The 26,731-nt window shown below is 66.8% G+C and carries 19 protein-coding genes; 7 read left to right on the top strand and 12 right to left on the bottom strand.

Features of this window, described 5'->3' with window-relative positions; translation table 11 throughout:
• Positions 1–2 precede the first annotated feature (2 nt).
• The gene (locus HBF32_RS13490) at positions 3–320 is read left to right on the top strand and encodes a hypothetical protein (protein WP_166700113.1); all 318 of its coding nucleotides are present in this window, start codon (positions 3–5) and stop codon (positions 318–320) included.
• The gene (locus HBF32_RS13485) at positions 317–1,480 is read left to right on the top strand and encodes an AI-2E family transporter (protein ID WP_166700112.1); all 1,164 of its coding nucleotides are present in this window, start codon (positions 317–319) and stop codon (positions 1,478–1,480) included. The genes HBF32_RS13490 and HBF32_RS13485 overlap by 4 nt, the downstream gene beginning before the upstream one ends.
• Before the next feature lie 29 nt (positions 1,481–1,509).
• Here the strand turns inward: HBF32_RS13485 and HBF32_RS13480 are convergent, their stop codons facing one another.
• The 4 genes from HBF32_RS13480 to HBF32_RS13465 are packed head-to-tail and all read right to left on the bottom strand — an operon-like array spanning position 1,510 to position 8,119.
• A complete protein-coding gene (locus tag HBF32_RS13480; RefSeq protein ID WP_166700111.1) occupies positions 1,510–2,283 on the bottom strand; it encodes an SDR family NAD(P)-dependent oxidoreductase in 774 nt (257 codons plus the stop codon).
• Entirely contained in the window at positions 2,280–3,713 is a 1,434-nt protein-coding gene (locus HBF32_RS13475; protein ID WP_166700110.1) for an efflux transporter outer membrane subunit, read from the bottom strand. Before HBF32_RS13475 ends, HBF32_RS13480 begins: the two co-directional genes overlap by 4 nt.
• A gap of 1 nt (position 3,714) precedes the next feature.
• Positions 3,715–6,906 carry an efflux RND transporter permease subunit gene (locus HBF32_RS13470; protein WP_166700109.1) on the bottom strand — a complete coding sequence of 1,064 codons (3,192 nt, stop codon included), beginning with the start codon at positions 6,904–6,906 and terminating at the stop codon, positions 3,715–3,717.
• Positions 6,907–6,913: 7 nt separating this feature from the next.
• Positions 6,914–8,119: an efflux RND transporter periplasmic adaptor subunit gene (locus HBF32_RS13465; RefSeq protein ID WP_166700108.1), complete on the bottom strand. Its 1,206-nt coding sequence runs from the start codon at positions 8,117–8,119 to the stop codon at positions 6,914–6,916.
• A gap of 202 nt (positions 8,120–8,321) precedes the next feature.
• On the opposite strand from HBF32_RS13465, the gene HBF32_RS13460 reads away from it, so the two are divergent.
• Both HBF32_RS13460 and HBF32_RS13455 read left to right on the top strand, forming a co-directional pair.
• Positions 8,322–9,305 (top strand): LysR family transcriptional regulator, encoded by a 984-nt coding sequence (locus HBF32_RS13460; RefSeq protein ID WP_166700107.1) that lies wholly within the window; start codon positions 8,322–8,324, stop codon positions 9,303–9,305.
• 186 nt (positions 9,306–9,491) lie between these two features.
• Positions 9,492–10,619 (top strand): serine hydrolase domain-containing protein, encoded by a 1,128-nt coding sequence (locus HBF32_RS13455; RefSeq protein ID WP_166700106.1) that lies wholly within the window; start codon positions 9,492–9,494, stop codon positions 10,617–10,619.
• 100 nt (positions 10,620–10,719) lie between these two features.
• Here HBF32_RS13455 and HBF32_RS13450 read toward each other — a convergent pair whose 3' ends face one another.
• Positions 10,720–12,285, bottom strand: a complete 1,566-nt coding sequence (locus HBF32_RS13450) for a winged helix-turn-helix domain-containing protein (protein ID WP_166700105.1) — start codon at positions 12,283–12,285, stop codon at positions 10,720–10,722.
• Between the two features lie 3 nt (positions 12,286–12,288).
• Positions 12,289–13,083, bottom strand: a complete 795-nt coding sequence (locus tag HBF32_RS13445; RefSeq protein WP_338039782.1) for an undecaprenyl-diphosphate phosphatase — start codon at positions 13,081–13,083, stop codon at positions 12,289–12,291.
• Between the two features lie 108 nt (positions 13,084–13,191).
• Between HBF32_RS13445 and HBF32_RS13440 the strand changes: the two genes are divergently transcribed.
• Positions 13,192–13,485: a DUF6916 family protein gene (locus HBF32_RS13440; RefSeq protein WP_166700103.1), complete on the top strand. Its 294-nt coding sequence runs from the start codon at positions 13,192–13,194 to the stop codon at positions 13,483–13,485.
• Here HBF32_RS13440 and HBF32_RS13435 read toward each other — a convergent pair.
• From HBF32_RS13435 to HBF32_RS13420, 4 genes are read right to left on the bottom strand one after another with little or no spacing between them, the layout of a single operon-like run.
• Positions 13,478–14,038 (bottom strand): GNAT family N-acetyltransferase, encoded by a 561-nt coding sequence (locus tag HBF32_RS13435; RefSeq protein ID WP_166700102.1) that lies wholly within the window; start codon positions 14,036–14,038, stop codon positions 13,478–13,480. The genes HBF32_RS13440 and HBF32_RS13435 overlap by 8 nt on opposite strands.
• Positions 14,039–14,044: 6 nt before the next feature.
• Entirely contained in the window at positions 14,045–14,575 is a 531-nt protein-coding gene (locus HBF32_RS13430) for a phage tail protein (RefSeq protein WP_166700101.1), read from the bottom strand.
• Between the two features lie 42 nt (positions 14,576–14,617).
• Positions 14,618–15,139, bottom strand: a complete 522-nt coding sequence (locus tag HBF32_RS13425; RefSeq protein ID WP_166700100.1) for a phage tail protein — start codon at positions 15,137–15,139, stop codon at positions 14,618–14,620.
• Positions 15,140–15,153: 14 nt separating this feature from the next.
• The gene (locus HBF32_RS13420; RefSeq protein ID WP_166700099.1) at positions 15,154–15,672 is read right to left on the bottom strand and encodes a phage tail protein; all 519 of its coding nucleotides are present in this window, start codon (positions 15,670–15,672) and stop codon (positions 15,154–15,156) included.
• 300 nt (positions 15,673–15,972) lie between these two features.
• Here HBF32_RS13420 and HBF32_RS13415 point away from each other — a divergent pair, with 300 nt between their 5' ends.
• Positions 15,973–21,501 carry a putative Ig domain-containing protein gene (locus tag HBF32_RS13415; RefSeq protein WP_166700098.1) on the top strand — a complete coding sequence of 1,843 codons (5,529 nt, stop codon included), beginning with the start codon at positions 15,973–15,975 and terminating at the stop codon, positions 21,499–21,501.
• Positions 21,502–21,596: 95 nt separating this feature from the next.
• Here the strand turns inward: HBF32_RS13415 and acpA are convergent, their stop codons facing one another.
• Both acpA and HBF32_RS13405 read right to left on the bottom strand, forming a co-directional pair.
• On the bottom strand, positions 21,597–23,276 hold the full coding sequence (gene acpA / locus HBF32_RS13410) for an acid phosphatase (RefSeq protein WP_166700097.1): 1,680 nt from the start codon (positions 23,274–23,276) through the stop codon (positions 21,597–21,599).
• Positions 23,277–23,313: 37 nt separating this feature from the next.
• A complete protein-coding gene (locus tag HBF32_RS13405) occupies positions 23,314–25,128 on the bottom strand; it encodes a family 43 glycosylhydrolase (protein WP_166700096.1) in 1,815 nt (604 codons plus the stop codon).
• A 190-nt stretch (positions 25,129–25,318) separates the two neighbouring features.
• Between HBF32_RS13405 and glnA the strand changes: the two genes are divergently transcribed.
• Positions 25,319–26,731, top strand: a complete 1,413-nt coding sequence (glnA, locus tag HBF32_RS13400) for a type I glutamate--ammonia ligase (RefSeq protein ID WP_166700095.1) — start codon at positions 25,319–25,321, stop codon at positions 26,729–26,731.

The raw sequence follows: 26,731 nt of genomic DNA, 5'->3' as shown, positions 1-26,731 counted from the left end.
GCATGGGCATTTTCAACAACATGGCGAAGGTTGCCGCGGCGCGTGCGCGGGTCACGGCCGCGCGGGAAGACACCGTGCGCCCCGCCGCCGCGCTGATCGCGCGTGGCTACGAACATCCGCTTACCGTGCTGGGCATCGCCGCCGGCTCCGGGTTCCTGCTCAGCAACGTCAAGCTCAACCCGCTCGCCGTCCCGGGTGTGAGCGGTGTCGTCGCCGGTGGCGTGGCCGATCTCATCGCACACGGCGTGTCCATCGCGGCCGGCAGCTTCCTCGGCGAATTTGCCAGCGACGCCGTCGACGGCGCCGACGAGGTTCCGTGAGCGACTTTCCCAGTCCGCTGCCCACGCCGCTTCCTTCGACCGCGGCGCCGGGCGTCGCCGTGTCCACGCTGGCCGCGCCGTCGCGCCGCCGGCCTGGCAGCAGCCGGAGCACGCGACGCATCAGCCGGCACCTCCGCGCCATCCGCATATCGCTCACCGGCATCATCCTGCTGGCGCTGCTGTACACGGTGGCGATCGGCAAATCGATCCTCGTGCCTCTGGTGCTGGCAGGCTTCATCGGCCTCGCGCTCAATCCGATCGTCGCTGCTGCGGCTCGTGTGCGCATACCGCGCTGGCTTGCCGCGGTCACCGTCATGATCCTGCTCGGCACGGGGCTCGTCTGGGCGGTGGCCACGCTTTCCACGCCGGCACTCAACTGGTTCCACGAGGCGCCGACGGCGATGCGCAGCTTCGCGCCGAAGATCAAGCCGATGACCCAGCAGATCGAGGCGGCCAGTCGCGCCACGCAGACCCTCGTGGGCGGTACCGTGGCACGCAACGCGCCGCAGAGTCCCAACAGCTTCGCCTTCACCGCATGGGACGTCGTCGCGGGCGCGCCGAAGGTGATCGCCAGCATCCTGACGGTCGCGCTGCTGGTGTTCTTCTTCCTCGTCTACGGCGACGAAATCCTGCGACGGGCCGTCGAGATATCGCCCACGTTCTCGTACAAGCGACACACGGTGAGCATCGTCCGAAGCATCCAGGTCGAAGTGTCGAGTTACCTGCTGCTGACGGCGGCGATCAACGTGACGCTCGGCCTCATCACCGCCGGCATGCTTTACCTGTATGGCGTTCCGGATCCGTTGCTCTGGGGTTCCGTCGCGGCGATCGCGAATTTCATTCCTTACGTGGGCGCCATCACCACCACCACCATACTCGCCATCGTCGGCGTGCTGCACTTCCAGGAACTCGGCCCCGCACTGCTTCCCGCAGCCACCTTCGCCGGCATCACTGCCATCGAAGGCAACCTGATCACACCCATGCTGCAAGGCCGCCGCTCGCGGCTCAGCCCGGTGGCGATCCTGCTCTGGCTGTTGATCTGGGGTTGGCTATGGGGCATTCCCGGCGCGCTGCTCGCCGTGCCGATGCTCACCTGCGTGAAACTGATCACCGCGAAGCTGCGCGGCTGGCAGTGGTTCGCGCATATCATTTCGCGCTGAAGCGCTCAGGCACGACGGCGGGGTCGGTGTTACCAGCCGATCTTCATGCGGTCGCGAAAGAATTCGCCCGACGATGCTTCGCGTTCCGAAAGCAACGCGGCCCACACGACACCTTCCGCGCTTTCCGCCGCTGGCCGGCCGCCGCTGCCGCCGAGGGCGGTGGCGGTCCAACCCGGGCAGACGGCGTTGACGAGGATGCCGCTGCCCGCCATTTCGCGCGCGAGTACCTGCGTATACGCATTGAGCGCCGCCTTGGACACACGGTAAGCGGGACTGTTCTCGCCGCATATCGCGCGTACCGCGCACTCGCTCGACACGTTCACCACGCGCCCGTAGCCATGGCGCTTCATCAGCGGCAAGGCGGCGGCGGTGAGGCACCATGCGCCGATGAGGTTCACCTCCAGCGCGCCGCGGATGACGTCCAGGTCCGGTGTCGAAGGGCGTCCGTCGGGATCGTAGTAGCCGCCCGCGTTGTTCACGAGGATGTCGAGGCGGCCGAAGTGATCGCCGATATGCGCGATGGCCTTGTCGATATCGTCCTGCTTCGTCACGTTCAGGCGGATCGCATGCGCGTCGCCACCGAGTTCGCGGATCGCCCGGGCGACCTTCTCGCCCTTGCCGGGTTCGCGCATGCCCATGAACACCGTGACGCCGCTGGCGGCGAGCTGCTTCGCCACCTCGAGGCCGATGCCGCGGTTGGCGCCGCTCACCAGCGCGACGCGCTGGCTGAGCGGCGGTTCCACCGCGACGGTCTTGGTCCGCCTGGCCTGCACCGGCAGGCGATGAACATTGGCCGCGCTCATGGCACTTTCGCTACCTCGCTGCATGCGTCGTCGCCGCAGGCTTCCCAGCCGCCTCCCAGGGCCTTGTACAACTGCACCGCGCGCAGGTTGACGCCCGCTTCCGCTTCCGCCAGCTGGTCTTCCGCCGCGAGCTGGGTACGCTCGGCGTCAAGCAGTTCCAGGTAATCCGTGCGGCCCGCGTCGTAGCGAAGCTTCGCCAGGCCGGCGGCGCGGCGGCTTTCGCTCGCCTGCACCACCAGCTTCTCGACGCGCTCGCGCTGCCGGTTGAAGGCGACCAGTGAGTTGTCGACGTCCTCCAACGCGGTGAGCACCGTGCGATCGTAGTTCGCGCGTGCCTCGTCGGCCCGTGCTTCCGCGCCCTTCACGCCGGAACGCACGCGCTGCACGTTGAGGCCGGACCACGAGATGCTCGGCGCGATCGACCACGCGCGCGAATCGGCACCGCCGAAGTCGTTGCTGCGCCCGGCGAGGAAACCGATGAAGCCGCCCAGGGAGATGTGCGGGAAGTAGTCCGCCTTCGCCACGCCGATGCGCGCATTCGCGGCGGCGAGCTCGCGTTCCGCCACGCGGATGTCGGGACGGCGCTGCAAGACCTCATCCGCGCCGCCGATGGCGAGCGTGGCGTCGATCGGCTTGAACGACGCCGGCGACAGGTCGATATCCAGTTCGCCGGGTCGTTCGCCAAGCAGTACCGCGAGGCGGAACCGGTCGGCGCTGGCCTGGGTCTCGAGCACGGGGAGCTGCGCTTCCACGGCGGCAAGTCGGGCCTTCGCGCTGGCGAGGTCCTGTTCGGCGCCCGTGCCGACGTCGACACGGGCGGCGATCACCTTGAGCGAATCCTGCTGGTTGGCGATATCGCGCTTCGCCACGTCGACGCGCAACTGCGTGCCGCGCAGGTCGAAGTAGTTGCGAGCCACCTCGGCGAACAGCGTCACCTGCGCGTCCCGCAACGACGCTTCGCCGGCACCGGCGTCGGCTCGGGCGGCCTCGACCGAACGGCGGATGCCGCCGAACAGGTCGAGTTCCCACGAGGCGTCGAAGCCGGCCTGGTACGCCGTCACGGTCTGGCGCCGGTCGCTGAAGCCGGGCTGTTGTTCGCGGCTGCGCTGGTACGACACGCCGGTCTCGATGTCGGGGATCTGCTGCGACTTCGCGGTGCCCAGCGCGGCGCGCGCCTGTGCGAGGCGCGCTACCGCGATCTTCAGGTCCGGCGCGTTCTTCGCCGCGCGGACGATGAGCGCGTCCAGCGTCGGGTCGCCGAACTGCTTCCACCACTGCGCCTGGAACGCGGCGCTGTCCTGGTGGGTGGCGTCGACGCCTTGCAACGTCACCGGCGCTTCCTTGGGGGCGTGGTAGTCGGGGCCCACGCTCGCGCAACCGGCGAGGACGAGGGCCGCGAACAGGGCGGTACTGCGGAACATGGATGTCATATCAGGACTCCCGAGCCGCGTGGGCGAGGAGGCGGCGCTCGCGGCGCGCCTGGCGGCGGGCCTCGGAGCGCTCGTTCCAGGCGCGGATCAGCACGTAGAAGAGCGGGGTGAAGATGAGGCCGAAGAAGGTGACGCCGAGCATGCCGGAGAACACCGCCACGCCCATCGCATGGCGCATTTCCGCGCCCGCGCCGTGCGAGGTCACCAGGGGCACGACGCCCATGATGAAGGCGAACGAGGTCATCAGGATCGGGCGCAGTCGCAGGCGGGCGGCTTCGAGCACCGCGTCGACGCGGTTCATGCCTTCGATCTCCGCCTCGCGGGCGAACTCGACGATCAGGATCGCGTTCTTGCACGCCAGGCCCACCAGCACGATCAGGCCGATCTGGGTAAAGATGTTGTTGTCGCCGCCGGTGACGAACACACCGAAGATCGCGGACAACAGCACCATCGGCACGATCAGGATCACGGCCAGCGGCAGGCTCAGGCTCTCGTAAAGCGAAGCCAGCACGAGGAACACCAGCAGCACCGACAGGGGGAACACCAGCACGGCGGTATTGCCGGCGAGGATCTGCTGGTAGGTCAGCTCCGTCCACTCGTAGCTCATGCCGTTCGGCAGGTTCGCCTTCACCAGCGCTTCCATCGCGTCCTGCGCCTGGCCCGTGCTGTAACCCGGTGCCGGGCCGCCATTGATCTCGGCGGTGGGGAAGCCGTTGTAGTGCTGCACGCGGTCCGGACCGTTGGTCTGGCGCACGGTCAGGAACGAGCCCAGCGGCACGAGGTCGCCGGCGGCATTGCGGGTCTTGAGGCCCACGATGTCGGACGGCTCGTGGCGGAACGACGGCTCCGCCGACACGTTCACCTGGTAGGTGCGGCCGAAACGGTTGAAGTCGTTGACGTAGAGCGAGCCGAGGTAGGCCTGCATCGTCTGGAACACGTCGCCCAGGTCGATGCCTTCCGACTTCGCCTTCTCGCGATCCACGTCGGCGTCGAACTGCGGCACGCTCACCTGGAAGCTGGTGAACAGGTGCGCGAGCTCCGGCGTCTTCTGGCTGGCCCCGATGATGCCCTGGGTCTGCTTGTAGAGTTCCTCGAAGCCCAGTCCGCCGCGATCCTCGATCTGCATGCGGAAGCCGCCGATCGTACCGAGACCGTTTACCGGCGGCGGCGGGAAGATCGCGATGTACGCGTCCTGGATGGAAGCGAACTTCTGGTTCAGCGCCGCGGCGATCGCATCGGCCGAGACATCCTTGCTACGGCGTTCCTCGAACGGCTTCAGCGTCACGAAGACGATGCCGGCATTGGTGCTGTTGGTGAAGCCGTTGATCGACAGGCCGGGGAACTGCACGGCGCTCTCCACGCCCGGCTGGGCCAGCGCGATGTCGCCCATGCGGCGGATGACGCTCTCCGTGCGGTCGAGCGAAGCCGCGTCGGGCAGCTGGGCGAAGGACACGAGGTACTGCTTGTCCTGCGAGGGCACGAAGCCGGTCGGTACCTTCGAGAAGCCGAGGAAGGCCAGGCCGACGAGGCCCGCGTAGAGCACCAGCACGATGCCGGAGAAGCGAAGGATCTTCTTCACCCCACCCACGTAGCCGTGCGCGCCGCGCTCGAACGTGCGGTTGAACGGCCGGAACAGCCAGCCGAGGCTGCGATCCATCCACACCGTGAGCCTGTCCTTCGGCTCGTCGCGGCCCTTCAGCAGGATGGCCGACAACGCCGGGCTCAGCGTCAGCGAGTTGAACGCGGAGATCACCGTGGAGATGGCGATGGTCAGCGCGAACTGGCGATAGAACTGGCCGGTCAGGCCGCTGATGAAGGCGGCGGGCACGAACACCGCGCAGAGCACGAGGGCGGTCGCGACGATCGGGCCGGTCACCTCGGTCATGGCCTGGCGCGTGGCCATCTTTGGATCGAGGCCGTGCTCGATGTGCCGCTCCACGTTCTCCACGACCACGATGGCATCGTCGACCACGATGCCGATGGCGAGCACGAGGCCGAACAGCGACAGTGCGTTCAACGAGAATCCGGCGAGGTACATCACCGCGAAGGTACCGATCAGCGAAACCGGTACCGCCACCAGCGGGATGATCGACGCGCGCCACGTCTGCAGGAACAGGATCACCACCAGCACGACGAGGACGATCGCCTCGAACAACGTATGCACCACGGCATCGATGGACCCGCGCACGAACACCGTCGGATCGTAGACGATCGAATAATCGACGCCCTGCGGGAAGTCCTTCTTCAGCTCGACCATCTCCTTGCGCACTTCGTCGGAGATGGCGATCGCGTTGGAGCCCGGGCGCTGGAAGATGGGAATCGCGACCGCCTCGCGGTTGTTCAGCAGGCTGCGCAGCGCGTAGTTGTTCGAGCCCAGCTCCACGCGGGCCACGTCGCGCAGGTGCGTCACGGAGCCGGAGGGATCGCTGCGCACGATGATGTTGAGGAAGTCGTCCTCGGTGACCAGGCGGCCGCGCGTGTTGATGTTTACCTGGAAGGCGGCGGTGCTCGGCCCGGGAGGCGCGTTCAGCGCACCGGCGGCCACCTCGATGTTCTGCTCGCGGATGGCCTTGATCACGTCGCCCGTGGTGAGGTTGCGGATCGCCAGCTTCTCCGGGTTCATCCAGATGCGCATGCTGTACTCGCCGGCGCCGAACAACTGGACGTCGCCCACGCCGTCGAGACGGGCGAGTTGGTCCTTGATGCGCGTGCGGGCGTAGTTGGACAGGTAGAGCATGTCGTAGCGGTGGTCGGGCGACGTGAGGTGCACGACCATGGTGAGGTCGGGCGAACTCTTGTTCGTCGTCACGCCGAGGCGCTGCACTTCCTCGGGCAGGCGCGGCAGTGCCTGCGCCACGCGGTTCTGCACCTGCACCTGGGCGTTATCCAGGTCCGTGCCGAGCGCGAAGGTGACGGTGAGCGTCATCGCGCCGTCGCTGGTGGACTGCGAGGAGGTGTACAACATGCCTTCCACGCCGTTGATCTGTTCCTCCAGCGGCGTGGCGACGGTTTCGGCGATCACCTTGGGGTTCGCGCCGGGATAGGAGGCCTTCACCACCACGGTGGGCGGCACCACCTCCGGGTATTCGCTGATCGGCAGCTTGAACACGGCGATACCGCCCGCGATCAGGAACAGCACCGACAGCACGCCCGCGAGGATCGGGCGGTCGACGAAGAATTGGGCGATTTTCATGGGTGGATCAGTCCTGGTTCTGCGCCACGCTGTCGACGCCGGCCGGGCGCGAGGCGACGTTGCGCGCCCCTTCCGGTACCAGCGACGCCATCGCGACACGCTTCGCATTCACTTCGACGCCCGGGCGCACGCGCTGCAGGCCGTTCACCACCACGATGTCGTCGGCACCGAGGCCGGAATCGACCACGCGCAGGCCATCCACCAGCGCACCGGTGGAGACGCGCCGGTACTCGACCTTCTTGTCTTTGCCGACCACGTAGACGAACTTGTTACCGAGGTCGGTGCCCACGGCCTTGTCGTCGATCAGCGCACGTGGCTGGGTGTCGCCGCTGCGCAGTTCGACGCGAGCGAAGAGTCCGGCGGTATAGGCGCCATCGGCATTCGGGAACACGGCGCGCAGGCGGATCGTGCCGGCACCGGTGCGCACCTGGTTGTCGATGAAGTCGATCTTGCCGGCGTGTGGATAGCCTTCCTCGTCGGCCAGGCCCATTTCCACCGCCGGGGCGCGACCGCTCTCGCGACGTAGGCGGTCCAGCTTCAGGAAGGTCTGCTCGTCCACGTCGAAATAGACGTACATCGGGTCCACGGTGACCACGCTGGTGAGCGTGTCGCCCGGTGTCACGAGGTTGCCCGCGGTGATCTGGGCATTGCTGACCTTGCCGTCGACCGGTGCGCGCACCTGGGTGAACGAGAGGTTGAGCCGGGCGTTGTCGAGCGCCGCCTGCGCCGAGGCGACCTGCGCCTTCGCGCTGGCGGCCGCGGTGTCGAGCCGGTCGGCTTCCTCGCGCGATACGGCGTGCTGCTCCACCAGCTTGTTGCCGCGGGCGGCGTTGGCGTCGGCGTTCTTCGACTCGGCTTTCGCCTGGGCGAGGTTGGCCGCGAGGCGGTCGGCCTCGGCACGGTAGGGGCGAGGGTCGATGGTGAACAACAGGTCGCCCTTCTTCACCAAGGCGCCTTCGCGGAAATGGATCGCATCGATATAACCACTGACGCGCGGCTTGATCTGGATGGTGTCCACGGCCTGGATGCGGCCGGTGAAGGCATTGGTGTCGGAGACGGGGCGGAGCAGGACCTGGGCCACGGTGACCTCCGGTGCCGGCGGAGCCGCGGCGGGCTCGCCGGCGCGGCTGGCCGAGCTGCCGGCGCTCAGCCAGATCGCCGAGGCGACAGCCACCGCGAGGGCGGACGAACCGAACAGGATTTTCTTCTTCATGGGAGTCCTGGAGTGTCGTAAAGGAGGGGAAAGGGGCTGGCAGTCCGTAAGCCTGACACCTCAACTAAGGTTGAGGTCAACCGGGTCGATATCGGGTCCACCGCAGGGGGCGAAATCTAGGTCTTGCCCCGCAAGCGAAAAATGGGTCTACAATCATCGCGGCTGTGACGCTCAGTCACGAATGCACCCCCGGAGTCCAGAGATGGAAGACTTTTCCGCTATCAGCGTTTTCGTGCGCGTGGTGGAGGCCAAGAGCTTTTCCTCCGCCGCCCAGCACCTGCAGATGACCCCTTCGGGCGTCAGCCGCGCCATTTCCCGCCTCGAGGAAAGCCTGGGTGCCCGGCTGTTCTTTCGTTCGACGCGTTCGCTGCGTCTGACCGACGATGGGTCCGCGTTCTATGCACGTTGCAAGGAGATCCTTGCCGATCTGACCGAAGCCACGGAGGCGCTCGGGTACGCCAGGACCAAGCCGGCGGGCAAGCTGCGGGTGGCCGCATCCTCGGCCGTCGGCCGTGCAGCCCTGATCCCCAATCTCGCCGAGTTCGAGCACAAATACCCGGACATCCGCCTCGAGCTGACCATGTGCGACTTCCCGTTCGACCTGAACGAGGAAGGCTTCGATTGCGCCATCCGCATGGGCGAACTGGCCGACTCAAGCCTCATCGCGCGCAAGATCGGCCACTTCAGCAATGTGCTCTGCGCCGCGCCGTCGTACCTGGCGAAGCACGGCATGCCGTCCTCCATCGACGACCTGAAGAACCACCGCGCGGTGAATTTCGTCCATCCGAGCACCGGCAAGCCCTACCAGTGGCAGTTCGATTCCCCGAGCGGGCGCGTGTCGGTCGACGTGGATGCGCACATGCTGATCAACGACGGCGAATCGGTGATCCAGGCCGCCATCGCCGGCCTCGGCATCATCCAGGCTCCGCACTGCCTCGCGAACACGGCGCTGGAGAAGGGCCTGCTCGAGATCATCATGACCGACACGATCTCCACCGGCTCGAACCTGTGGATCGTGTACCCGCAGAAGCGCCACCTCTCCGCACGCGTCCAGGCCTTCATCGAATGGACCAGCGAGCTGTTCCAGCGCACCAGCGAACCGAAATGCAAACTGGTGCAGCAACAACAGATGGAAATGGCCCGCCAGCGCAAGCTGCGCCAGGAAGCCGCCGCGGCGGTGGCCTGAGCACTTTGTAGGAGCCGCTATAGCGGCGAGAAGCCAACGAAGCAATGAAGCGGTGAGGTAAGGTTCCCTCGCCGCTATAGCGGCTCCTACAGTCGCAGCGGCGGCCTTCACGAAACTTCACGAAGGTTTCAGGCGCTTCAGGCGGCCATTCGCTTCACTCGGGACTCCATCCCAGGAGCCCTCGCCATGTACCCCACGTTCGCCCGCCGCGGGCTCGCGGCCCTCGTTGTCCTTGGCCTGACCCTGCCTGCGGCGGCGGGCAGCTACCGCCCGCCCGTCCAGGCCAGCGACGGCTGGCCCGTAGCCGATGCCGCCAGGCTCGGCTGGAACACCGCGACCCTCGCGACCCTCGAGGACAAGGTCGCCGACGGCAGCTACAAGAAGATCACCAGCGTGGTTGTCGCCGACCGTGGGCGGCTCGTCTACGAGCATTACTTCAACGATGGTTCGCCCGACCGGCTCAACGACATCCGCTCGGCGAGCAAGAGCCTCACCGCGATGCTGGTCGGCGCGGCGATCGCGCGCGGCGCCATCCCCGACGTGAAGGCGCCGGTGTATGCCTTCTTTCCGGATATCCGCATCGAACACCCCGATCCGCGCCGCGCAACGATCACGCTGGAAGACCTCCTCACCATGAGTTCGATCTGGGAGTGCGACGACGACAACCCCTTCTCTTCCGGCAACGAGGAGCGCATGTACGTCACCGAGCGCTGGCTCGATTTCGCGCTCAACCTGCCGATCCGCGGATATGCGCCCTGGGTGAGCCGGCCGAAGGATTCGCCGTACGGACGCACGTTCTCGTATTGCACCGCCGGCAGCTTCGTCGCCGGTGCCGTCGTCGAGCGCGCCACGAAAGAGCCGCTCGCATCCTTCGCGCACGAGGTGCTGGAAGAGCCGCTGGGTATCGCGCAGGCAAAGTGGAACGCATCGAGCGAAGGCATCGGCATGGGCGGCGGCGGCACGCGCTACCGCTCGCGCGACCTCGCGAAGCTCGGGCAGACGATCGCGGACGGTGGACGCTGGAAAGGCAGGACGGTGTTGCCGGAGGCGTGGGTGCGCGCGATGCTGACATCGCATGCGCAGGCCCGCGACGATGCCGACTACGGCTACCTCTGGTGGCAGTTCCGCTTCCCCGTCCATGGCGCGGAGACGAAGGTATGGGCGATGAGCGGCAACGGCGGGAACTACGTATTCGTGTTGCCGGAGCGCGGCCTCGTGGCCGTCGTCACCAGCGAGGCGTACAACCAGCGTTACGCTCATCCGCAGTCGCAGGAGATCTTCCGCGATATCGTCCTGAAGGCGCTTCCCCGATAGGCGGACTTTCTGGGCGTACTAACCCATGTAGGCGCCCACTATAGCGGCGAGGAAATCCTGCGGAGCCGCTGCACGGTTGCTCTCGCCGCTATAGCGGCTCCTACAGGAATTCGTTCCGTCGTGTACGCAGTTCGGGCGGACACCACGGCGCCTCGAGCACCCGTTCGCGTTCCGCCGTCACGCGTCGGCCAATGGCCTCGATGACCGCTTCGAATCCGGGATCGCCGGCCAGCGGTACGAACAGCGGCGAGGCGCGCAGGTAGCCGGCGTCGCGCCAGCCCTTGTCGACCGCTTCGGAAAGCGCCGCCACGGCGCCGCGCCGGTCGTGCGCGGCTTCCAGGAGCACGGCCAGTTCCAGGCGGCTGCCGGGCCAGGGGTCGCCTTGCAGCGCGGCGCGGGTCGATGCGATCCGGTCGCGCAGCCAGGCCGGGGCCACCGGCGCGTCGCCGTAAAGGGTGGCGAGTGTCGCCGGCATCGTGGCGGAGGGGCGCAACGCGCGGGCTTCCGCGAAGGCCGTGGCGGCCGCGCCCCGGTCGCCACGATGCAGCGCCAGTTCGCCCTGCAACTGCGCCAGCTCCGAGCGTGCCGTGCCGCGACCGCGTGCCTCGGCGAGCGCCACGCCCGCTTCGCCGAAGCGCTTCTGTGCGAACAGGAAGGCCGGCCAGCCGATGTTGGCGAAGACGTTGTCGGGCGACAGGTCGAATACGTGCCGGTATCTCGCTTCGGCGGCGCCGGTGAAGCCGAGCAATTCGTATTCGCGGGCGACCTGCACTTCGCGGAAACGCACCCGGCCCGGATCGCCGCGCATGTCCATGTTCGCGTGCAGGGCATCGGCGAGGCGGCCTTGTTCCTGGTACAGGTACGCGGCCGATGCGCGGCTGGCATCGTCCGTGGGATCCAGCCGCACCGCGCGTTCGTACCCCGCGATGGCGCCGGGGATGTCGCCAAGGCAATCGTGGGCGTAACCGAGCGCCGCCCAGGCGGCCGCACTGTCCGCGCGAACCGAGACCGCCCGCGTGGCCAGGCCCAACGCGTCGCGGGCCTCATCCGGACCGGCGTTATAGAGGCAGCTGCGCGCCGCGCGCGTGCGGCTCGCGCCCGACAGCGCGGCGACGTCGTCGGGCGCCTCGCGCAGTGCGCGGTCGTACAGCGCGAGGGCACGCTCGTTGTTCTCGCGCTGGCCCATCGCCGCGTACCAGCCGGCACGCTCGAGGATCTCGCGTTGCGCCGTCATGGGAGGTTTCTGCTCGCGAGCGAGGAACCCCACGCCCACGGCGGTCGCGGCGAATACGCCCACCGCGGCCACGGCCGGCCAGAGCGTGCGGCGCCGAGGCACTTCCCCACCGACGGGTACCGGCGGCGCGCCCAACTGGTAACCCCGGCTGCGCACCGTGCGCACGTAGCGCGGCTGGCGCGCATCGTCGCCCAGCGACTGGCGAAGCAGGCGCACGCGCTGGGTCACCGTCTCCTCGTTCACCACCGCTGGCGCCCAGACCTCGGCCATCAGCTCGTCGAAGCCGACGACACGATCGCCCCGCTCGACCAGGCAGGCGAGCAGCCTGAAGCTGAGCCCCGTCACGTCGAGCGGCATGCCGCCACGCTCCACCCGCTGGCGCGCGAGATCGATAGTGAGATCGATCAAGCGGTAGCGGGTGGCGTTGTCCATGCGTCAGCCGCCGGCGGGCAGGAAGAGCAGCAGGGCGACGCCCAGCGCGATGCGGTAGATCGCGAAGGGAGTGAAGCGATGCGAGCGGATGTAACCGAGCAGCCACTTCACGGCCACGAAGGCGACAATGGTGGACACGACGAAGGCGACGCCGAGGCCGGTCCAGTCCTCGCCGGCGGCGCCGCCGTGGCGGACGGTCTTGAGCAGTTCGTAACCGGAGGCCGCATACATCGTGGGAATGCCGACAAGGAAGGCGAATTCCGTGGCGGCGGCGCGATTGTTGGTACCGGCGAGCATCGCGACGAAGATCGTGGCGGCGGAACGCGAGGTGCCAGGGAATACGCCCGCAACGATCTGCGCAAGGCCGACGAGGATCGCAACTTTCCACGAAATCGCCGCATGATCGGGCCGGTTCGCCGCGAGTTTTTCGGCGAGCATCATCCATACACCGCCTATGACGAGCGCCCAGGCGATCGGCGTCACCGTCTCCGGCAGCTTGAAGCCCATCTTCGACACGACGAGTCCCAGCGCGGCGGTGATCAGGAACGCCACCAGCAGCTTCAGCACGTAGTCGCGCGTCTCGGGGCGGCGCCAGTTCACCGCGAGGCTCCACAGCGTGCGCCAGTAGATGAACGTGACGGCGAGAATCGCGCCGGCCTGGATGGCAATGTTGAAGAGATCGGAACGCGCGCCCAGCCAGCGTTCGGCGATGAGCAGATGCCCCGTGCTGGAGATCGGCAGGAACTCGGTGATCCCCTCGACGATACCGAGGAGGATGGCGCTGAGCAGGTCGTTCACGTGTCGGGGGTTCCTGTGAGGCGGCGCCATAGCTTAGCCGCTGCCCGGTGTCCGAGTGTTGAACGGGTAGCGCATCTTCGGCATGCTCGGCGCCTACGGGGGGAAATCATGCAGTTGTTTCATCTGGACCACTTCGCGGCGCATCTCAACGAGACCTTCATGGTCGACATCGAGAACGTCAGCACGCCGTTCGTCCTGGTCGAGGCCAGGCCCATCGCTCATCAACCGGCACATGGGCTGATGCGAGAGCCGTTCTCGCTGCTGTTCCGTCACGAGGCCGCGGTGGTGTTTCCGCAGCGCATCTACACCATGCGCAACGGCGCGCTGGGCGAGTTCGGCATCTTCCTGGTGCCGATCGCGCGCGACCGCGACGGATTCATTTACCAGGCCTTGTTCAACTAGACGGCCGCGGGGGCCTCCAGCGCATCTCGAGGTGCATGGCGGTTTCGTCGCCTTCGAGCATGAAGCCGTGCCGTTCGTAGAGGCGGCGTGCCGCCTGGTTGGTGACCAATACCTGCAGCGCCAGCGTGGCGAGCTGTCTTTCGCGCACTTCCTGCTGCAGCCGGCGCAGCAACGCCGACCCGACGCCCTTGCCGCGGACCGTTTCGTCCAGAAGGATGTCGACGATCCTCAGTTCTCCCGGGGATTCGTGCAGGTACAGGCGGCCCACCGCCGCATCGCCATGCAGCACGACGAGGAAATCCCCCGTCGCGAACTGCGCGACATAGTGCCGGTGCTGCAGGTCGAACTGGCTGTCACAGAAACTACGTTTCGCGGCAGCGGGCCATGGTATCGGCGCCAGTTCCTCCGCACGCGAGGCGGCATAGAGATCGCGCAGGTAGCGAACGTCGTCAGGCCCGGCGTCGCGCAACGCGAAGGCGGGCGCGTCCCGGAGCGGAGCCGCCCACCGCGACGGCTGGCGTCGCGGCGGGAAGCACGTTGCGTGTCCGTCCACCCCCGCTTACGGGCGCTGCGGGAAATCGCCCTGCAAGGCGATGCAGAAGTTCACCGCGAGGTAAGGTTGCTGGTTCGCGTGCGGCTGCCCACCAGTGCTGGGGCCGATGAAGCTCGGGGCGAAGCTGCCGTTCGAGGACTGGCTCTTCGTGAATGGCGAGGTGGCGGTCGGGGCGAGCGGCGCGGCACCCGCCACCGGCGAGGACATCCGCTTTGTCACGTCGTTCTGCAGGAAGAGGTTGGCCGTATGCGTGTGGCTGGGCATTTCGGTCGACAACAAGGTCACGGTCTCGCTGCCGAAATTCTCGCCCAGCTGGTAATCCGCGAGCCCCGGGCCCATGCCCGTGGCACAGGCTGCCTGTCCCTGGAGATTCGGCAGCGCGAAGGTGGTTTTGCCGTCGCCGCCATACACCGTGCCCAGCAGCGAGAACAGCGCGGTGTACTGCCGGATCGCCACGAGGCTGCCGTCGCAGAAGGCCCAGTTGGCCGGCGGATAGTTGAAACCGAAGATCTGGATTTCGCCCAGAAAATTATTCATGACCCATTCCCCTGGAAGTCGGTGCGCGCGGAGCCGCCGTCGTCACCCTTGTGACGGATAAATGCCGTAAAGACTGATGCAGAACCGCAGCGTCAGCGTGGGCATCCTGTTCTCATGCGGCTGGGTGCCACCCGTGGCGGAGACCATCTGGCCGTTGACGGGCAGTACCTGGGTTGGCGTACTGGTGTACATCGTGTCGCCGCTGAGCGAACCCAGTTCGACGGCAGTGCTTGGGGTATTCGTATCGGCAAGCGCCGTCGTCGCATACGTGGGGTGCGTATGGGCGGGTATCTGGCCCGGAAGGAGCGTGACGGCCTCGCTTCCTGCGATCTGCCCCGGAGTGTAGACGTTCCCCGAGGAAGCCCTGCCGTTGTGCAGCGGTATGCGGCCGCGCAGGTCGGGCAAGGCGAAGGTGTTCACGCCGTCACCGCCATAGGTGGTGCCAAGCAGCACGAACAGTGTTTCATTCTCCGAGATGGAGAGGAGTTGCCCATTGCAATCGGCCCAGCCTACAGGCGCGAAGGTGTAGGGGAACAGCCGGATTTCACCAACATAGGATTCCATGACAGCCCCTGGCCTCAAGTACGTGACGGAAAGACGCCGGTGGTCGCGATGCAGAAATTCAGCACCGTGTACGGCTGCATGTTCGAATGCGGCTGGCCCTGGCCACCCCCGCTGATCACCCCCATATCCATTGGCACCTGCGTGCCGCTCGCATTGGCGTAGATGGGGTGATCCGCCGTCGTCTGGCCATACAGGCCCGCGGCCGGATTGCGTGCCTGGCCAGCCCCCGAGGCGAAATTCGCAAAATGCATATGCGGCGGAATCTGGTCGGGCGTGAGGGTGACGCTCTCGCTGCCTCCGGTCTGGCCGACGTTGTACCTGCTGCCGTTGCCGCCGCCGGCGATGGGCGTGCGTCCGCGCAGGTCGGGCAGCGCGAAGGTGGTGACCCCGTCGCCGCCATACATCGTGCCCAGCAAGGCGAACAGCGCCTGGTTCTGGGCGATGGACATCAAGGAGCCGTCGCAGCGCGCGAATCCCTTGGGCGCGAAATTGAACCCCGTGAGCATGATCTGCCCGAGATAAAACGTACTCATGTTGTTTCCCCCTGTTGGACGCCCGGTGGGTTCCCGGTCGTCTTACCCGATTACTGTCTCGCAGATACGGGTAACTTGACAAGTAATCTGTGCAACGCGTCACAATATGGCGTTGTTGCTCCGATTGACTATGATCGGGAGAGACGGTGGGGGACCGCGACGCTCATGCGCGCGGCAGGGGATAAGGGGGCGGCTTCAGGAAAGCCGCAGCGGCTCTGGCAGGTCGGAAGCGTCGGTGCGCGCCATGCACCGTCGCGGCTGTGTGGACCGGCAGGGCCCAAGCTTTGGGGGATCAGGGATATGTACGACCGTCCGTTCGTGTCGCGCGCCGCCGCGCGTTTCCTCGCGCTCGTCCGTTCACCCCGCACCTGGGTGTTTTCGTTGGGCCTGTGCCTGCTGGTTCCCGGTGTGGCGCAAGCCGTCTGCGTCGACTCGGACTTCTCGGTGCCCAATGCACACACGTCGCCGTCGACGTCGCCGATGGCGTCGGGTGGCACGCTTGTCATCGATGCCAGCTTCTGCAATCCGAGCGGTTTGAACGATGGGGGCGGCGCCACGCCGCACGGTTCGTTCTCGGTCGACACGTTGCTGGCCAAGGTGACTTACGTCAACGACGGCCATGGCGACAGCGCCACGGATACCTTCACCTTCCAGGACGACCTCGGCAACGACATCCACGTCACGGTGGCCGTCGGGGCGGCGTCGACCATCGTGGTGTCGCCGTCATCGTTGCCTTCGCCGGCGACGTTCGGTGTGTTCTACAGCCAGACGCTGAGCGCCACGGGCGGCACGGCCCCCTACACGTTCGTCCTGGATTCCGGCACGCTGCCCGGCGGCCTGAGCTTCAGCGGCGACACCCTCAGCGGTACGCCGAACCAGGCAGGCACGTTCAATTTCGGCGTTACCGTGACGGACAACACGGGTGCCTCGACGCCCAAGAGCTATTCGCTCACGGTCGGCAATCCGACCATCGTCGTCGACCAGCCGCCGTCGGCCGTCATCAACGTGCCGTACAGCCATGCGCTGTCCGCTTCCGGCGGCACCTCGCCGTACACCTACGCCGTGCACTCGGGAAGCTCGCTTCCGCCGGGGCTCGCGCTGAACAACGGCGTCATCAGCGGGACGCCGACCGCGCTGGGTTCGTACAGCTTCCAGATCGAGGGCAGGGACAGCAGCGCATCGCCGGGTCCCTACACCAGCATCACCACGCTGATGATGGACGTGACCAACCAGCCGCCGACCGCGGGCCCGGCTTCGGCGACGGTCGCCTATGGCAGCACCAACAACCCGATCACGCTGAACCTCAGCGGGCCGGCGGCGACCAGCGTGGCGGTGGGCACGCAAGCCGCGCATGGCACGGCCACGGCTGTCGGCACGACGATCAGTTATACGCCCACGACGGGCTATGCCGGGCCGGACTCCTTCACCTACACCGCGTCCAATGCGGCGGGCTCGTCGAGCCCCGCCACAGTGACCGTCACGGTGTCGCCGCCGACCATCGTCTATACGCCATCCAGCCCGCCCCATGCGCAGGCCGGCATGGCGTACAGCCAATCCATCGCCGGCGCGAGCGGTGGTGCCGCACCGTATTCCTATGCGAAGAGCGCAGGAAGCCTTCCGGCGGGATTGTCGCTCGCCGCCAATGGCGTCATCAGCGGCATCCCGACCGCGGCCGGCTCTTTCACGATCCAGGTCCGGGCCACCGACAGCTCGACCGGCACGGGTCCCTTCACCTCGGCACCGGCCAACGTCACCGTGATCGCCGACGCGCCGGCCATCGCGATCGCGCCGGCCGCGCTGACCGACGGAACCGTCAACACACCGTACAGCCAGACGATCACCGCGTCGGGGGGCACGGCGGCGTACACCTATACGGTGGATTCCGGCACGCTGCCCAACGGCCTGACGCTGTCCACCGCGGGCGTGCTGAGCGGCACACCGACCCAGGCGGGTTCCTTCCCGATCAGCATCAGGGCGAACGACTCGACGACCGGCCCCGCGGCGCCGTACCACAACTCGCAGGCGTACACGTTGACGATCGCTCCGCCGACGATCGCGCTGGCGCCGGCGAGCCTGCCCAATGCGACCGTGGGCACGTCGTACAGCCAGTCGCTGTCGGCGTCCGGCGGCACCGCTCCTTATACCTTCGCGACGACGGCCGGTACCGTCCCGACCGGCATGAACCTGGCGCCGGACGGTACGCTGTCCGGTACACCGACGACGGCAGGCGATTTCGGTTTCACCGTGCAGGCGACCGACGCCCAGGCGTTCCCCGGTACCGGCAATTACACGGTGCACGTGAGCGCCATCGCACCGGGCAAGCCCACGGGCGCCACGGCAACGGCGGGTGATGGGCAGGCGACGGTGACCTTCGTCGCGCCGACGGACACCGGCGGCGCGACGATCGGCGATTACACCGTGACGTCCAGCCCAGGCTTGAAGACGGCGACCGGTAACGGCAGCCCCATCGTGGTGACGGGGTTGACCAATGGCACGGCATACACCTTCACCGTCGTCGCGAGGAATGTGGCGGGCCCGGGTCCGGCATCGGATCCTTCGAATGCGATCACCCCGCAGGGGACGCAGACGATCACCTTCAACAACCCGGGTACACAGGCGTTCGGAACCTCGCCGACAGTGACCGCGTCGGCCACATCGACGCTGCCGGTGACGTTCACCTCGACCGGCGTCTGCTCGATCACGTCCGGCGGGACCCTGACTTTCAGCGCGTCGGGTACCTGCGATGTCACGGCCCACCAGACAGGCGACACCGCGTACCTGCCCGCCGCGCCGGTCACGCAGTCGTTCCAGGTGGCGGCGATCGCTCCCGGCGCGCCGGTCATCGGCACAGCCACGACGTCAGCCAGTGGGGAGGCGACCGTGTCGTTCACCGCGCCGGCGAACGACGGCGGTGCCAACGTGAGCAGCTACGTCGCGACGTCCAGTCCGGGCGGCTTCACCGGTTCCGGCCCGAACAGCCCGATCACCGTGAGCGGCCTGACCAACGGCACCGCATATACCTTCACCGTGCAGGCGATCAACAGCACGGGCCCCGGCGCGGTGTCCGGCAGCTCCAACAGCGTGACGCCTCAGGGCCGGCAGACGATTACGTTCGGCAACCCGGGTACACAGCAGTTCGGCACGCAGCCGCAGCTGACGGCCACGTCGGACTCAGGCCTGCCGGTGTCCTTCAGTTCGACCACGACGTCGATCTGTACCGTCAGCACGACGGGCCTGCTGACCTTGCTGGCGCCGGGGCAGTGCTCGATCAATGCGGACCAGTCGGGCGATACCGCCTTCCTGCCCGCCTCGACGGTGACGCGGCAATTCGCCGTCGCCGTGCCCGGTGGTGCGGTCGCCTTCTCGGTCGGCCCGGCCATGCCGACAGCGACGGCCGAGACGGCGTATTCGTTCACCATCACCGCGGCCGGCGGTGCGGCGCCGTATATCTTCGACCTGCCGAGCGGCGGCCTGCCGAACGGGCTCAGCCTGAACCCGTCGTCGGGTGCGGTGACCGGCACGCCGCTGGTGGCGGGTAACTTCACCATTCCGGTGCGTGTCACCGATGCGGCGACGCAGACCGCCACGCAAAGCTTCCAGCTGACGATCGACGGGCCGAGCGTGACGATCACCCCGCCGACGGTACCGGACGGCACGGTGGGCAAGGCGTATTCGCAGACCCTGTCCACCGCGGGAGGCGTCGCGCCGTACACGTACGCCGCCACCGGCGCGCTTCCGAATGGCATGGCCCTGTCGCCTGCCGGCACGCTGTCCGGCACGCCGACCGAGGCTGGCAGTTTCGCCTTCACCGCGACGGCGACCGACCAGCATGGCTTCCAGGCCGTGCAGAACTACACGCTGGTGGTCGGCCAGCCGGCCCCGGTGACGGTGAACGATACGTCGAACGTGGCGGCGAACGGCTCGGTGAGCATTCCGGTCACGAACGGCGACAGCGGCCCGATCACCAGTCTCGCCATCACCCAGCAACCGGCGCATGGCAGCGCCACCGTCAACGGCCTGAACATCGTCTACACCCCGGCGCACGACTACTTCGGCACCGACACGCTGAAGTACACCGCGAGCGGCCCGGGTGGCACGTCCGCGCCGGCGACGGTGACGATCACGGTCGCCGCCGGCGCGGTGCCGGTGGCGAAGGCACAGGCCGCTACCGTGCTGGCCGGCAAACCGGTCACGATCCATGCGGCGGCCGGGGCGGTCAATGGACCGATCACGGCCGTCGCGCTGGTCGGCAAGCCGGCGTCGGGCACGGCGGTGGTGCAGGGCACGGATATCATCTACACCGCCGACGCGAACGCTTCGGGCAAGGTCGAGTTCGACTTCACCCTGAGCAACGCGTTCGGCCTGTCGCAGCCCGCGCACGTGACGGTGACCGTCAACGCGCGGCCGGTGGCACCGAACCTCGCCGCCTCGGCCATCGCAGGCACCACCGTGCAGGTCGACCTGACCGCGACGGCGCACGGCGGACCGTTCATGGCGGCGAAGGTGCTGTCGATCTCTCCGGCCGATGCCGGTACGGCCACGGTGACCGCCGTGGCCGAGGGCGGCTACACGATGTCGTTCACCGCGGCGCCGACGTTCGGCGGCATGGCGCAGGTCAGCTATACGCTGACCAACGCCTTCGCCACGTCCGACCCGGGCACGGTCTCGGTCAGCGTGACCCCGCGCAGCGATCCGTCGAAGAATGCCGAAGTGCTCGGCGTGCTCGATGCGCAGGTGGATGCCACGCGGCGCATGGCCACCGGGCAGATCGGGAACTTCCAGCGACGCCTGGAAAGCCTGCACGGCGGCGGCAGTGTCGGCGGCTTCAGCAACGGCATCACCATGGCGTCGGCCAGCGGCATGCGCCGCTCCGGCACCATGGCGGGCATGCGCGATAGCATGGACGAGCGCAATGACCGTTACCTGGTGGCACCCGACGCGGCGCCGGCACCGGCGGCAAGCCCGTCGACGGGTACCGGCGGCGCACGGGGCGACATCGCCTTCTGGACCGGCGGGGCGGTGAACTTCGGCAAGATGCAGACCGGCACGAGCGACAACGGTATCGACTTCACCACCTCGGGGCTCAGCTTCGGCGCGGACAAGCAGGTGACCAGCCAGTTCACGCTCGGCATGGGCGTCGGCTATGGCCACGACAAGTCCGACATCGGCCAGCATGGCAGCCGCAGCTCGGTGGACAGTTACAACGTCGCCCTCTATGGCAGCTACCAGCCCACGCGCACGACGTATGTCGATGCGGTCGTCGGCTACCAGTGGCTGCAGTTCGACGCGCGCCGCTACGTCACCGACAACGGCAACACGGTGCACGGCGATCGCGACGGCAAGCAGGTGTTCGCTTCGCTCTCGGTCGGCTACCAGCACCAGACCGACGACATGCGACTGACCCCATATGGCCGACTGGACATCGCGCGGGCCTCGCTCGACGGCTACACGGAGAAAGGCGACGCGATCTACTCGCTCGACTATCGGGGACAGACCGTCAAGACCAGCACCGCCACGCTGGGCGTGCTCGCGCAGTGGTCCGCCAAGCGCGATTACGGCGTATGGGCACCGCAACTGCGTGCGGAGTTCGGGCACGACATGCAGGGTTCCAGCCAGGCGACGATGCGTTACGCGGATCTGCTGAACGGCCCGCTGTACCGCGCGACGCTGACCCGGCAATCGCGCACCCACACGATGCTGGGCGCCGGGCTGGCCTTGCAGACGCTGAAAGGCTGGCTGCTGCGCGTGGAGTACCAGAACTACCTGGACAACACGAGCACGGACAACCAGTCGATCCTGCTCGGGGTGGAGAAGAAATTCGATCCCTGAGGGGCGACCCTGTAGGAGCCGCTATAGCGGCGAGGAAAACCTTGCGACGAATCCGCAAGATTGCCCTCGCCGCTATAGCGGCTCCTACAACGGATTTATCCCGCAGCGAAGTTCAGCGTTTCGGTAAGGTCACCTGGTGCGGGACCGCCGGCGGCCACCATCGCTTCCTCCCGCATCTTCAGACCCGGCAGCTTCTCCAGCTTGAACCGGCGCGTGAGGAAGCGCGCGATGGAACCCGTGTCGTAGATCGTGTGCTCCACGTGGCCCTTCTTCGCATAAGGCGAAATCACCAGCGCCGGAATACGTGTGCCCGGCCCCCAGCGGTCGCCCTTCGGCGGCGCCACGTGATCCCACCAGCCGCCGTTCTCGTCGAAGGTGACGATCACGAGCATGTCCTTCCACTGCGGACTCTTCCGCAGCGCGTGCACGACATTGGCGATATGCCTGTCGCCCGCTTCCACATCGGAATACCCGGCGTGCATGTTCAGGTCGCCCTGCGGCTTGTAGAACGACACGGGAGGTAGCTTGCCGGCCGCGACATCGGCGAGGAAATGGTTGGTGGCTGCCGTCTCGCCGACGCCTCCATCGCGCACATGGCGCTTGCGTGCGTCGGTTCCGGGTGCGAGCGAAACGAAATAGTTGAGCGGCTGGTGGTGCGGCTGGAAGTTCGGCGTCTGCGGGAAGCTGCCGTCGTTGCCGTCGCCCTTGCCGTCGAGCGCGGCCTGGAAGCCGCCGCCATACCACGCCCAGTCGACGTTCTTCGCCGAAAGCATGTCGCCGATGTGTTTGTGCGATTGCGGCGGCAAGGTGTTCGCGCTGGTCGCATCCGCCAGGAGCGGATTCTTGCGATCGACGTTGAAGCCTGGCGAGTAGGGCGGCCCGATGGTGTTCACCGCCCAGAAATCCGGCGTGAGCGTGCTGTGGTGCGCGAACTTCGGCTTGCCGTCCATCGCGCTCTTCGGCGAGTCCTCCGCCATCTTCAGGCGATGGTCGTCCGGCTTGCCGCTTTCGGTCACCGCGATGTTGAACTGTGCCGGGCTCTTGTCCGCATCCGGATAAAACGGTGGCTGCGCGGCCACGAGGTACTGGTGGTTCAGGAACGAACCGCCGAAGGCACCCATGAAGAAGTTGTCGCACAGCGTGAATTGTTCGGCGAGGCGCCACAGGCGCAGGTGTACCGGCGCGCTGGCGTAATAGCCCATGGTGAGGGCGCCGTTGTCGCCCCAGGCCACGAAGCCGTCGTTCTTGCCGCCGTTGATCTGCAGCTGGTTGTTGTAGAACGCGTGGACGAGGTCGCGCGTGACCACGCCGTGCGGAAACGGCGTGCCGTCGCCGGTATGCAGCGCCCAGGGCGCGTTGGGCAGGCCGACGATGTCCTTCTCGCCGATCTTGTAGGTCTTGTGGTCCACCACCTGCTCGTGGGGCACCATCCCGCCCCAGATCGGCGGCAGCGTGTCGAGCGGCTTGCCGTCGCGGTCGCGCTGGAGGTAACGCTCTTTCGGCACCGCGCTCAGCGGTTGCTGGAGGCCCGGGTATTCGGCAAAGAGGTTGTTGAAGCTGCGATTCTCCGCATAGATGACGACCACATGGCCGATGTGTTTTTCGAGCAGTGCGTCCAGCGCCTTGGCGCCCGGTGCGGCGGGCGCGACGCCCTTGGCGTTCGCGGCCTCGGAGAGCCCGCCCAGCGCCAGAAGCGCACCGGTGGTGGCCATGCCGCCCAGCAGGCGGCGCCGGCCTGCGTCGAGGGTATCGTCGTCGTCGTGCTTGTTCGTCATGCGTGGGATCCGATGGGGATTCGGGGGTCGCCCATCGTTACGGAACGATCTGTACGACCTGTGACAGCGGTGAGACACCTCGCTCGTCGAATGCCTCCACGGCTACGACGTAGCGAACGCCCTTGTTGAGGCTACGCAGGGTAAACGAAGTGGGCTGGTCCGCAAAACGCTGGTACGTCGAATGCAGACGATCGGCGGCCAGCCCCCAGCGCACGTTGTAGCCGACCGCGCCGGGTACCGGCTTCCACGATATCGTGGCCTCTCGCTCGTCCGTGCCGCGCCTGGCTTGAAGGCCCCGCGGCGCGGCCGGCGGTTGGCCGTCCGCGTTGCCGAACACCCGCAGGTCAGAAATCGCAAGCTGCTTTGCGCCCACGTGCCTGTGTACATAGCGGATGAAGCGCAGCTTCCGTGGCCGCTCCAGCTCGATGTAAGCGTTGGGACGGTCCCGCGTTTCCTCCGAGAGATCGGCCAGCGTCGTCCATTGCTTGCCGTCCGCCGAGCCTTGCAGCACGAATCGCGTCACGAGGTCGGGCGCATCGGCATACCGGCCGGATGCGTAATCGGCGTAATCGACCTGCACGGCACGTACCGTGGGCGTGCCGCCGAGGTCGAGCGTGAGGGTCTGGCCGGACTCGTTCGCCTGCGCGACCCAGAACGTCCGCGGATCCTCGTCGGTCAGCGTCGAGGCCGGATGGCCGGGCATCGTCGACGAAGCGACGACCGGCTTGCGATACGACAACAGCATCCATCCCGTGAAGGTGTCCTCGCCTTCGCGCAGCTTGCGATCGGGCATGCGATGCGGGAAATCGCCGAAACGCGTGTCGACCCACATCTGGCCGTCGTCGTGCCACCCCGCCGGGAACATGTCGATGCGGCGCTCGAATGTCCAGTTCACGCCCAGCCACGCCGTGCCGGTATTCCATGCATTGCCGTGGACGTCCTGGAAGGTCGAGCCGTGCCCGGCGCCGGTGACGAATCCTCCGGGCTTGTAGCCCACCGGGTTGTACGGCGCGTACTCGAACGGACCGAGCGGTCCCTTGCCGACGTAGACGCCCGTGGCGTAGACGTTGTATTCCGTACCGGGCGCGGCGTACTGGAAGTAGTAGCGGCCGCCGTGCTTGTTCATCCACGAGCCTTCGATATACGACGGCTTGTCGCCCATCGTATGGTCCGGACCGAAACGTTCCCAGCCGTGGTTGGCCGGATCGAGGTGGAGCAACGCCTTCGGCTGCGTGACGAAGGCCAGCCGTTTCTCCCCGCCCTCGCGCGAGTCGAGCTTGAAATCCATCTGCGCGCCGTAGAGCGGGTACGTGTCGGACGAGTCCCAATAGAGGTAGACCTTGCCGTCATCGTCCTGGAATAGACCGGGATCCCAGGGTCCGGGCGGCGGCGCGTCGCCTTCCGCCATCTTGTGGCTTTCGTCGTACTGCGTGGCGCCGGGGACCTGGGGGAGCTGCCGTGTCCAGAACGTCCAGTGCCCATGGGCTGGATCGGTCGAGACCATCAGCGGCCGTGGACCGAAGGCCGACGGCATGAGGAACAGCCTGCCTCCCGCGACCAGCGTCGCCGGCGCCACCACGCCGACGAATGGCCAGCGGTCCGGCTCCACGAAGTCCCAGCGCACGAGATCCTTCGATGTCCAGTACCCGTCGGCCAGTGTCTGGAACAGGTAATACGCGTCGCCATAGCGCACGATCGCCGGATCGGCACCCGTGCGATAGGAGATTCCCTCGTTCATCTGCTCGAAGTTGTAGCGGTAGTCGATGTCGAGGGGGTTGGCGTAGGTGCGCTGTGCTGCATTCGCGAGCCAGGGCGAGGCCGCAAGGGCGGTGGCTAGCAAGATCGAGCGCATGGACGGGTCCCAAGGAGGCCAGGGGCCGATCCTGCCAGCGTAATCCCCGTTACGCCCACGACGCCTGGTGGCCGATATTTGCACCATGATGGTGCTTTCGCGCGAAATGGGGACCGTCGGTCTATCATGCCCCCGCCTGGCCCAGGATGGCCGTCGCCAACCGCACCTGACCACTCCATTCGAGGTTTGTATGTCCGCCGCTTCCAAAGTGCTGAACCTGATCCAGGACGAGGAAATCGAGTTCGTCGACCTGCGTTTCGCCGATATCCTCGGCAAGCACCATCACGTGACGTTCCCCGCGCACGCCATCGACGAGAGCACCTTCGAAGACGGCAAGATGTTCGACGGTTCGTCGATCGCGGGCTGGAAGGGCATCAACGAGTCCGACATGGTCCTCATGCCGGATCCGGAAACCGCGCACCTCGATCCGTTCAGCGCGCACAAGCAGCTGATCCTGCACTGCGACGTGCTCGAGCCGAGCACCATGCAGGCCTATGGCCGCGACCCGCGTTCGATCGCGAAGCGTGCCGAGGCGTACCTGAAGTCCACCGGCATCGCCGACACCGCATTCTTCGGTCCGGAACCCGAATTCTTCATCTTCGATTCCGTGCGCTGGCAGAACGACATGGGCCGCGTGTTCTATGAAATCGGCTCGGAAGAAGCGGCCTGGTCGTCGCGCTACAAGTACGACGGCACCAATACCGGCCATCGTCCGGGCGTGAAGGGCGGCTATTTCCCGGTCAGCCCCGTGGACAGCCTGGGCGACCTGCGCGCCGACATGTGCAAGGTGCTGGAATCGCTGGGCCAGGTGGTGGAAGTGCATCACCACGAAGTGGCCAATGCCGGCCAGTGCGAGATCGGGACCCGCTTCAACACGCTGGTGAAGAAGGCCGACGAACTGATGACGATGAAGTACGTCATCAAGAATGTCGCCCACCAGGCGGGCAAGACGGTGACCTTCATGCCGAAGCCGATCGTCGGCGACAACGGTTCGGGCATGCACGTGCACCAGTCGCTGTCGAAGAACGGCGAAAACCTGTTCGCGGGCGACCTGTACGGCGGCCTGTCGCAGACGGCGCTGTGGTACATCGGCGGCATCTTCAAGCACGCCAAGGCCATCAACGCCTTCGCCAACTCCACCACCAACAGCTACAAGCGCCTGGTGCCGGGCTTCGAGGCGCCGGTGATGCTCGCCTACTCGGCGCGCAACCGCTCGGCGTCCTGCCGCATCCCGTACGTGTCCAGCCCGAAGGGCCGCCGTATCGAAATCCGTTTCCCGGATCCGATGCAGTCGGGCTACCTCACCTTCACCGTGCTGATGATGGCCGGCCTGGACGGCATCCTAAACAAGATCGACCCGGGCGCGCCGGCGGACAAGGATCTCTACGACCTGCCGCCGGAAGAAGAGAAGAACATCCCGCAGGTCTGCGCCAGCCTCGACGAGGCACTGGTGGCCCTGGACAAGGACCGCGAGTTCCTCAAGGCGGGCGGTGTGTTCACCGACGACTTCATCGACGGCTACATCGCGCTGAAGATGCAGGAAGTGACGCGTTACCGCGCCAGCACGCACCCGCTCGAGTTCCAGATGTACTACGCGATCTGA

It is taken from the genome of Luteibacter yeojuensis, assembly GCF_011742875.1.
Classification (GTDB): Bacteria; Pseudomonadota; Gammaproteobacteria; order Xanthomonadales; family Rhodanobacteraceae; genus Luteibacter; species Luteibacter yeojuensis.
The sequence above is the reverse complement of the archived record's forward strand: the minus strand, read 5'-3'. Positions and strand labels throughout refer to the sequence as shown.